The organism is Chitinimonas sp., assembly GCF_041904975.1.
Classification (GTDB): domain Bacteria; phylum Pseudomonadota; class Gammaproteobacteria; order Burkholderiales; family Chitinimonadaceae; genus Chitinimonas.
Genome location: NZ_JAYRLZ010000348.1, coordinates 396 through 3,855, shown reverse-complemented (window position 1 = coordinate 3,855; position 3,460 = coordinate 396). Strand labels below are relative to the sequence as shown.

General features: G+C 61.0%; 4 protein-coding genes. 3 read left to right on the top strand and 1 reads right to left on the bottom strand.

The genetic code is table 11. The features are described from left to right. Positions 1–811: hypothetical protein (locus tag ACE3OH_RS20500; RefSeq protein ID WP_374357524.1), on the top strand; the 811-nt coding region annotated here is incomplete at its 5' end. A gap of 371 nt (positions 812–1,182) precedes the next feature. Beyond that, on the top strand, positions 1,183–1,458 hold the full coding sequence (locus ACE3OH_RS20495; RefSeq protein WP_374357515.1) for a hypothetical protein: 276 nt from the start codon (positions 1,183–1,185) through the stop codon (positions 1,456–1,458). Between the two features lie 20 nt (positions 1,459–1,478). On the opposite strand, the gene ACE3OH_RS20490 is transcribed toward ACE3OH_RS20495, so the two are convergent. Beyond that, positions 1,479–1,991: a hypothetical protein gene (locus ACE3OH_RS20490; protein WP_374357512.1), complete on the bottom strand. Its 513-nt coding sequence runs from the start codon at positions 1,989–1,991 to the stop codon at positions 1,479–1,481. A 252-nt stretch (positions 1,992–2,243) separates the two neighbouring features. Here ACE3OH_RS20490 and ACE3OH_RS20485 point away from each other — a divergent pair. Next, positions 2,244–3,460 (top strand): DUF4178 domain-containing protein (locus tag ACE3OH_RS20485; RefSeq protein WP_374357509.1); only part of this gene is annotated, 1,217 nt, incomplete at its 3' end.

The window sequence follows — 3,460 nt, the reverse complement described above, 5'->3', positions numbered from 1 at the left end:
GATCGACGCCAGCATCTATCGTCTGTTCCGGGTAAAGATGTATGTGCCATTCAATGCGGCCGACCAGAATGAACTGACCGTGGGCGCCATCTCGCGCTACATCTGGCTCAATGGCGATGCCGACCCGGGTCATGTGTCGCACGATGTCATTCTTTACCCGGGCTTGCGCGAGGTGTGGCTGGATATGCCGAATATCTGGCTGGAGAACACGCCCAATCCGGCACCCTGGGCAGGCAAGGTCAGTTATCTGCGCATCAAGCCGCTGGAATTCACCAATTCGCGCAGTTTCTATCTGGCCGGTGCCAGCATGCACAGCCTGCCCACCGTGGCGGGCAGCCTGCCGCTGGTAGTGCAATTGAGTAGCGCGAATCCACTGTTGCTGACGGTATATGTGGACGGCAAGCAGGTGGCGCAATACGCCAACCAGCAGACCGGCGTGCAGGCATTCACGGTGCCGATGGATGCGGTGGCGCCCGGCAACCATGATCTGCTGGTGTGCGCGACCGACGGCCTGAACCAGTCTTGCAGCCGGCTTGCCGTGCCTTTTGTACGCAGCGCCGATGCCAATGCTGCCAGCAATGGTGATCAGGACAGCATACTGGACTGGGCCGAGGCGACCTATCCGGCGCTATTGCAGGCCAATGGCGAGAATTCGCAGACTATTGCCGGCTATTACGGCCGCTGCTATGCGCGCTCCGGCATCTGCATCGGCATGAAAGATGGCCAGACGTATTTTTACGATGGCAAGGCCATCTTGAATCTCGGTGCCAGCGGCAGCTATCTGGGGGCGGCGCGCCTGGCAGGGTATTGATGGGCTGATATTGCGCTGGTTTTGTCAGCTTATTTGCTTAATTGCGCCAATTTGCCTTGAATGCATATTGATCGGGTAGGCGTGTTTGGCATTCGGTGTCATGATGCGTCTGCGATACGTCTAGCGGCCGGGTTTATTGCGGCTTGGTGTTTATGCATACGGCCACAACGGCGCACCATGGCAATGAAGCAGTGATTGGCGGCAAGCTCGCCTGACTGGCTGATTTGCGGCATGGAATCAGGACCAGTCCGCCGAAGAGCCGGAATCTTCCTCTACGCATTCCGGCAGGTTTGATTACAACGATCTCGATAGAAAGCGCCAGTGCGTTTATGTATTGCGCTTATTCGAGTCAGGCAAGATAGCTTGTTAGCATGAGCAAGAAACACTCCTCTGAAATGGATGCCGCGCAAGCCAGGGCTGCCCTGGCGGCGCTATTTGGCGATGCGGCGCCAAAAATAGAACCGGTAGTGCCGGCAGCCGAGCAAAATGATGTTGTGGCGCAAAAAGCGGCCGAGGCTGATGCGGTTTCAATGCGGGTCGAGCTGCTGCGCCGCAAGCGCCAGGCGCGCGAAGAGATACTCAAGGCCGCGCAGGCCAGCGGCTTGACGCTGGAAGAGCTGCAGCGCGCACTGTCTGATCGCAACTGAGCGCCAGGGTGCGCCTGCGATCAATCCGGCGCGACCGCCTGATGTTGCAGCAAGACCAGCAGCTGTCGCAGGGACTTGAGCTCGCCGTGCGCTAGCCGCACCGTGCGCTGTGTCTGCCCGGAGGCGATAAGCCTCAGCTCTCCCGCGTTGTCGGTCATCTGGTAATGCCAGGCCGGCAAAACCATGTTTCCGTCTGGCGACGTCAGCTGACTGCTGCTGTGTATCGCGGCAAGCCCGCGTGGCAACCTTTCCTCGGCCGCTTTGGCCCACAGCACTGCCATGGCATGCGCCAGCGCGACTGGGCCCAGCTCGGCCAGGCCGTCGGGCCAGCCCACTTCGCAGGCGTTCAGCAATTCGCCATCTTCACCGGATTCAATTACCGACAGCCCGCCACCGCGCGAAATCGATAGCTCGAGTGCCAGGCTGGCCAATGGCTGTCCAGCGGCGTCGCAGGCCAAAATATGCGACTGCAGGCGCTGCGGTGGCGTGATCAGCACGCGCAAGGTACGGCGGACGGATTCGCTGAGTGCCATGGATAGGTGGGTTGAATAATTGGCCGCAGGCCGGAGCGGACCAGCATAGCAGCGAATGTGCGGGCTCGACAGCGGCGGCTTGCCTAAAGCCGCCGCTGTGCTAGGCTCTGCAGACGTTTTGCCATCAGGCTGCAGCCTGCCGGCATACCCGCCACAAACCTGAATCCGGCCTGCCATTTTTGATCCGCCATGCGTGTAGCTCCATGCCCCTCCTGCGGCGCGCAGGTCGAATTTCATTCTGCAGCTTCGGTGATGGCAGTCTGCGAATACTGCCGCAGCACCTTGGTGCGACACGATATCGATCTGGAAAACCTCGGCAAGATGGCCGAGCTGGCCGAGGATCGCAGCCCGTTTGCGCTGCGCTGGCGCGGCCAGTATCGCAAGGTCGGTTTTCAGCTGATCGGACGGCTGCAGCTGCAGTACGCCGAAGGCTACTGGAACGAATGGTATGCCCAGTTCGATGATGGCCGGCAGGGCTGGCTGTCTGAAGGCTCCGGGCTGTGCTATGTCACCTTCGAAAAGGCACTGAAGGCCCAGCTACCGCCATTTGATGCATTCAAGCCGGGCCTGAATGCGCGGCTTGGCGACAAGGTGTTCACCGTCAGCAATATCGAATCGGCCACCTGTGTGGCGATAGAGGGCGAGCTGCCATTCCGCGCCGCGCCCGGCTATGCGGCGCCGGCGGTGGATTTGCGATTTGAAGACCAGTTTGCCAGCCTGGATTTCAGCGAGTCGCCACCACGGGTGTATCTGGGCGAGGTGGTCACGCTGGATGCGCTACTCGACCCGAGCGCGCCGAATAAGCCCGTCAAACCCAAACGTGCCCAGGCCCATGGTTTCAAATGCACCAGCTGCGGCGCGCCGATCAGCATCAGCAGCCCCGACACCAAGGTGGTGGGCTGCGGTCATTGCGGCGCGGTAGTCGATGCAGCCGACCCGGACCTGAAGATACTCAGCGGCTCCTTGCGTACCCTGGACGAGCCGTTTCTGGCGGTGGGCAGCCGCGGCAAGCTGGCGGGGCGCGACTACACCATCATCGGCTACCTGAATCGCGCCAGCCGCTATGGCGAGGTCAGCTACTACTGGGATGAATATCTGCTGCATAGCGAGGCGGCCGGCTACGCCTGGCTGATCGAGTCCAATGGTCATTGGAGCCTGGGCAAGCCGGCCAGCCGCCAACCGGTGGTAAAGGGAGGCAAGCAGCCGACCATCGATTATCTGAAGCAGCGCTACAAGCAATTTTCGCAGTATCCGGCCGAGGTGGTCCAGGTAATCGGCGAGATGAATTGGCGCGTCTGCGTGGGCGACACGACCACGGTGGATGATTTCATTGCGCCGCCATATATGCTGTCGTGCGAGCGCACCGAGCGCGAAATCACCTGGACCCTGGCGGAATACCTGAGTGCCGACCAGGTGCGCGCGGCTTTCAAGCCGCCGCGTCCGTTGCCCGAGCTGACCGGCGTTGCGCC

Coding starts and splice junctions, on each gene's coding strand:
- ACE3OH_RS20490 (WP_374357512.1), bottom strand. CDS start 1,991: ATGGCACTCAGCGAATCCGTCCGCCGTACCTTGCGCGTGCTGATCACG.
- ACE3OH_RS20495 (WP_374357515.1), top strand. CDS start 1,183: ATGAGCAAGAAACACTCCTCTGAAATGGATGCCGCGCAAGCCAGGGCT.